Source organism: Candidatus Protofrankia californiensis (assembly GCF_900634765.1).
Taxonomy (GTDB): Bacteria; Actinomycetota; Actinomycetes; order Frankiales; family Frankiaceae; genus Protofrankia; species Protofrankia californiensis.
Map to the genome: position 1 here is coordinate 17,361 of NZ_CAAAFT010000435.1, position 4,250 is coordinate 21,610.

Here is a 4,250-nt window from a genome sequence, read left to right on the forward strand (position 1 = left end):
TGCGCGCTCCCGACACCGTGCTGGCCAGCATCTCCCGCAGGATCTGCGCGCGCACCGCCTCGTCCGCGATCCCGACGTCCGGTCCCAGGCCGAAGCGTGTGTGCTGTTCCTGGACTATCCGCAGCCCCAGCCCGTGGAAGGTCGTCGCGAAGATGCGTGGCGCATGGTGGGGAATGAGCGCGGCGAGCCGTTCCCGCAGTTCGGTCGCGGCCCGCCGGGTGAAGGTCACCGCCAGGCACTGTTCGGCCGGCACCGCGCGCTCCCGCACCCGGTATGCGATCGAGTGGACCAGGGTGCGGGTCTTGCCGGTTCCCGGTCCGGCAACGATCAGTAGCGGACCCTCCGTGACCGCCGCCGCGGCACGCTGTTCGGCATCGAGAGCGGCCAGGACGGACGACCCGTGCGCCTCGTGCGGCACGCCCACCTGCCCGTCCTGGACCGGCATACCCGCCGACACTTCAAAGGAGGACGCGTCGAAGGACGGCCCTGCCGAAGATGACGTGTCGACAGCAGGAACGCGCTGCTCAGGAGCCGGATGCGCCGGATCGGGATCCGGATCCCGCGCATCCGTGGTGCCACCCACCGCGGGTGGGGTCGCGGATAAAGCGGGGGGTGAGACGGACGGTGCCAGGGCAGTGCGGGTGGCGCGGGTCCCCCGGCGGGAGGAGCGGGCCCGGGGGCCACCCGATCCCGCCGCGTTCTCCCCCACCGCCTTCTCGGCATTTCCCGGGGCATCCGGGCCCGAGCAGCCCGGGCCCGGATGCCCCGGCTGCCCCGGCTGGGAGGTGCCGGCCGTCAACGTTCCCGTGGCCGGGGCAAGGTCGAACAGCGTGCCCGCGTCCGAGCTGAGTTCTTCGGGGTCGAAAAGCCGGATAACGCCGTACTCACCGTCGAACCCGGCCTCGCGGATCACTTCCGCACGCCGCAGCCGGCGAATTGCCTCCACCAGCGCGGACGAGCCGACCTCGGCGATCGCGTCGAGGGGAACCTCGGCAAGAATCTCCAGCTCCGGGCCGAGCCGGGTGGTCAGCGCGGTGACCTGCGCGGCCACGGCCTTGCTCTTCGGCCCGACCCCGAGGATCTCCCCCACGACCTCGGGCAGTGCCACCAGCGAACGCACCTCGCCCGCGGTCGGCGGACGGACCCCTTCGGCACGGTCGGCAAGCGCATCCACCCGGTGCAGGACCCCGACGGTCAGCGGCCGTCCGCACTGCGGGCAGAGACCGTCCGCCTGCCGGGTCTGGCTCGGTTCGTAGCGGACGTTACACTTGCGGTGACCGTCGAGGTGGTACTTGCCCTCTTCGGGGAAGAACTCGATCGTGCCGGCGAAACCGTCCCCGGTGCGCAGCGCCGCAAGCATGGCGAAGTAGTCGACGTCGCAGGTGAACGCGGTCGCCTCCCGGCCGAGCATGGGCGGGGAGTGCGCGTCGGAGTTGCTGACCAGGCGGAACCGGTCGAGCCCGGACAGCCGCCAGAACATCGGCGGGTCCGCCGACAGGCCGGTTTCCAATGCGAAGATGTGGTCGGCCAGATCGACGTAGCAGTCCTCGACCGCGTCAAAACCGGACTTGGAGCCCAGCACCGCGAACCACGGCGTCCACACGTGGGCCGGTATCAGGTAGCAGCCGTCGCCCGCGCCGAGGGTGATCTCCAGTAGGTCGCGCGAGTCCAGCCCCAGGATGGGACGTCCGTCCGCGGTAAGATTGCCGATCTTCGCCAGGCTCGCGGTGATCCGGCCCGCGGCGTCGGTACTCGGGGCGTAGAGGAGGTGGTGGACCTTGCGGGTCCGCTCCCCCCGCTTGTAGATCGTGGAGATCTCCGTGGACAGCATGAACCGGGTCGCCACCCGGCAGGAGGCGGGCAGGGTCCGCAGCACGTCCGCTTCGAGATCGGGACGCAGCCGGAACAGGCCGGGTTCGGCCGGCACGAGCTTGGTGGCGATCTCCTGCGTCCAGGCGGGGTGGGTGAAGTCGCCGGTTCCGATCACCCGGATCCCCTTGCGCGCCGCCCACCAGGCAAGGTGCTCCAGGTCGCAGTCACGGCTACAGGCCCGTGAGTACTTGGAGTGGATGTGCAGGTCCGCGAGAAACCGTGAGCTCACAGATGCGTATGTTGTCGCATCCGCGCACGCGTACACACGGCGGCCTGCCGAGCCGGGGTTACTGCCCGCCGGGGCGGGTCACCACCTGCCGAGCTGGGTCACCGCATGCCGAGCTGGGTCACCACCTGAAGGACCGAAGGCGGCATGATCATGCTCCTTCCGCGCCGGCGGAAGGCCCGGGTCCCATGGACGGCGCCCGGAGCATGACCCGGCATGACCGCGTCCCATCCGGACGGGTCATTATGAGCATTGCTGCAACGGGCTGTGTCCGCCGCTGTGCGCATCCGGCCATCGGAGGGAGCCCGCGGGGGCTGCCGCGTCGCCGTCCGGAGAGGACTATGACCGAACAAACGGCAGTTCGCGAGCTGCACCATCGCGACGGGAACCGTGACAAGGAGCAACACGGCGAGGAGCGCCACGGCAAAGAACGCCATGGCGAGGAGCACCGTCGCGACAGTCAGCGCCATGCCGCGCTGAGCGACCGGTGTCACCGCCTGGTCCGGTTCCTGCGGGAGATCGCCCTGTGCCAGGCTCCGCGGATCACCATGGTCGACGACCACCCTGTCGTGCTGTGGCTCGACGACCTCCCGGACGGCCTGTCCCTGTTCGAACAGGCCGGCGCCGACGAGGTGCTGTTGTGCGCACCCGCCGCGGCGGCCCTGCCGCCGCCACCCGCGCTGCCCGACCTGCTGACCGGCTGGGTTGTCATGACCGAGCCGGGAGAGCCGCCTGACGAGTTCCCGCCGTTGCGCGAGATCGGCCCACGGACACGTGTCGAACTCCGACCGGACGGCATCCAGCGCGAGATCACCGAAACCATCCGGCTCGCGGACGCACCCGACGTCCAGGCCGCCTACTCCGAGTGGCTGCCGACCTGGCGGATCTGGGCGGTCAGGGCCCGTGCGGACGCAGAACGGCGGACCCTGCACAACGTCCTGCACGCGGTGGCGCAGCGCCTGGCGCAGGAGGGTGACGCGCTCGAGCTGGTGCTCTGCACAGGTCTGCTGTCCTGGCAGGTCCCGGCACCGGGGTCCGCGGCGCGCCCGTCCACAGCGCCCGGCCCGTCCACAGGCGGCCCGCCCGCGGCCGGCTCGTCCACAGCGCCCGGCCCGCGGCCCACGACCATCGGGGTCCACCATCACCTGCTCGCGACGAGGCTGCTGGTGGAGATCGACACGGCCACCTCCGCCATCCGCCTGCGTCTGCCCGCCGAGGCCGCGACCCGGCTGGAGGACGGGAGCCTGCTTGACGGGGTGGAGGCGTTCCGGCCGGAACGGACCAACGCGCTGCACGAGCGGCTGCACGGCCGCGCCGCGGTCCCCCTCGGCTCCGATGACGAGCGGGTACTGCGTGACTGGCTGACCCTTGCCGTGGACGTGTCCACCGACGGTTACTCGCCGTCCTGGCGTCCGGTGGCGCAACCCGGCCCACGCCCACAGGTGACCTTCGCTCCGGCACTGGTGCTGCGTACCCGCGGCCGGGCGGCGCTGCTGAACTACTACGACCAGATGCTGGACGCGCTGCGCGGCGACAACCCGCCTCCGCTCGGCCTGGTGCAACTGGTCGAGACGTTGGAGGCCGACGAACGCCTGGCGTGGCTGGCCGCCGGCGGAATGCGAAGCGGCATCGAACTGGGCGCGGAACCACTGTTCCCGCTGCCGGCGAATCCGGAGCAGGCCCACGTGATGGAACGCCTGCGCCAGGACAACGGCGTGGTGGTGGAAGGGCCTCCCGGGACCGGCAAGACCCACACGATCGCCAACCTGATGTCCGCGCTGCTTGCCCAGGGTCAGCGGGTACTGGTCACCAGCCAGAAGGCGCAGGCGCTGCGGGTACTGCGGGAGAAGATGCCCCCGACACTGCAACGGTTGTGCGTGTCGCTCACCGACGTGAACGACACCGGTTCGTCCGAGCTTGCGGCGAGTATCAGCGCGCTCGCGGCGGAGAAGGCCGCCTTCCGTCCGGACGAGCACGACCGGCGGATCGCGCAGCTACGGGCCCGCCGTGACGCCGCCGCCGCACGCCGGGCCGAACTGGCCGAACGGATCCAGCGGCTGCGCGCGGCCGAAGGCGTCCACCACCACCTTGACGGGGTGGCGCCGGGCTGGGAGGGCACCCTGGCCCGGATCGCCCGGCGGGTACGGGACGA

Annotated in this window: 2 protein-coding genes; one reads left to right on the forward strand and one right to left on the reverse strand. The window is 71.2% G+C overall.

Translation table 11 applies throughout. From position 1 onward, the window contains the following. A partial coding sequence (locus DD1DGNOD_RS22555; RefSeq protein ID WP_165036973.1) for an endonuclease Q family protein occupies nucleotides 1-2,101 on the reverse strand: 2,101 nt, incomplete at its 3' end. 338 nt (nucleotides 2,102-2,439) lie between these two features. Between DD1DGNOD_RS22555 and DD1DGNOD_RS22560 the strand changes: the two genes are divergently transcribed. Beyond that, nucleotides 2,440-4,250 (forward strand): AAA family ATPase (locus DD1DGNOD_RS22560; RefSeq protein ID WP_165036975.1); only part of this gene is annotated, 1,811 nt, incomplete at its 3' end.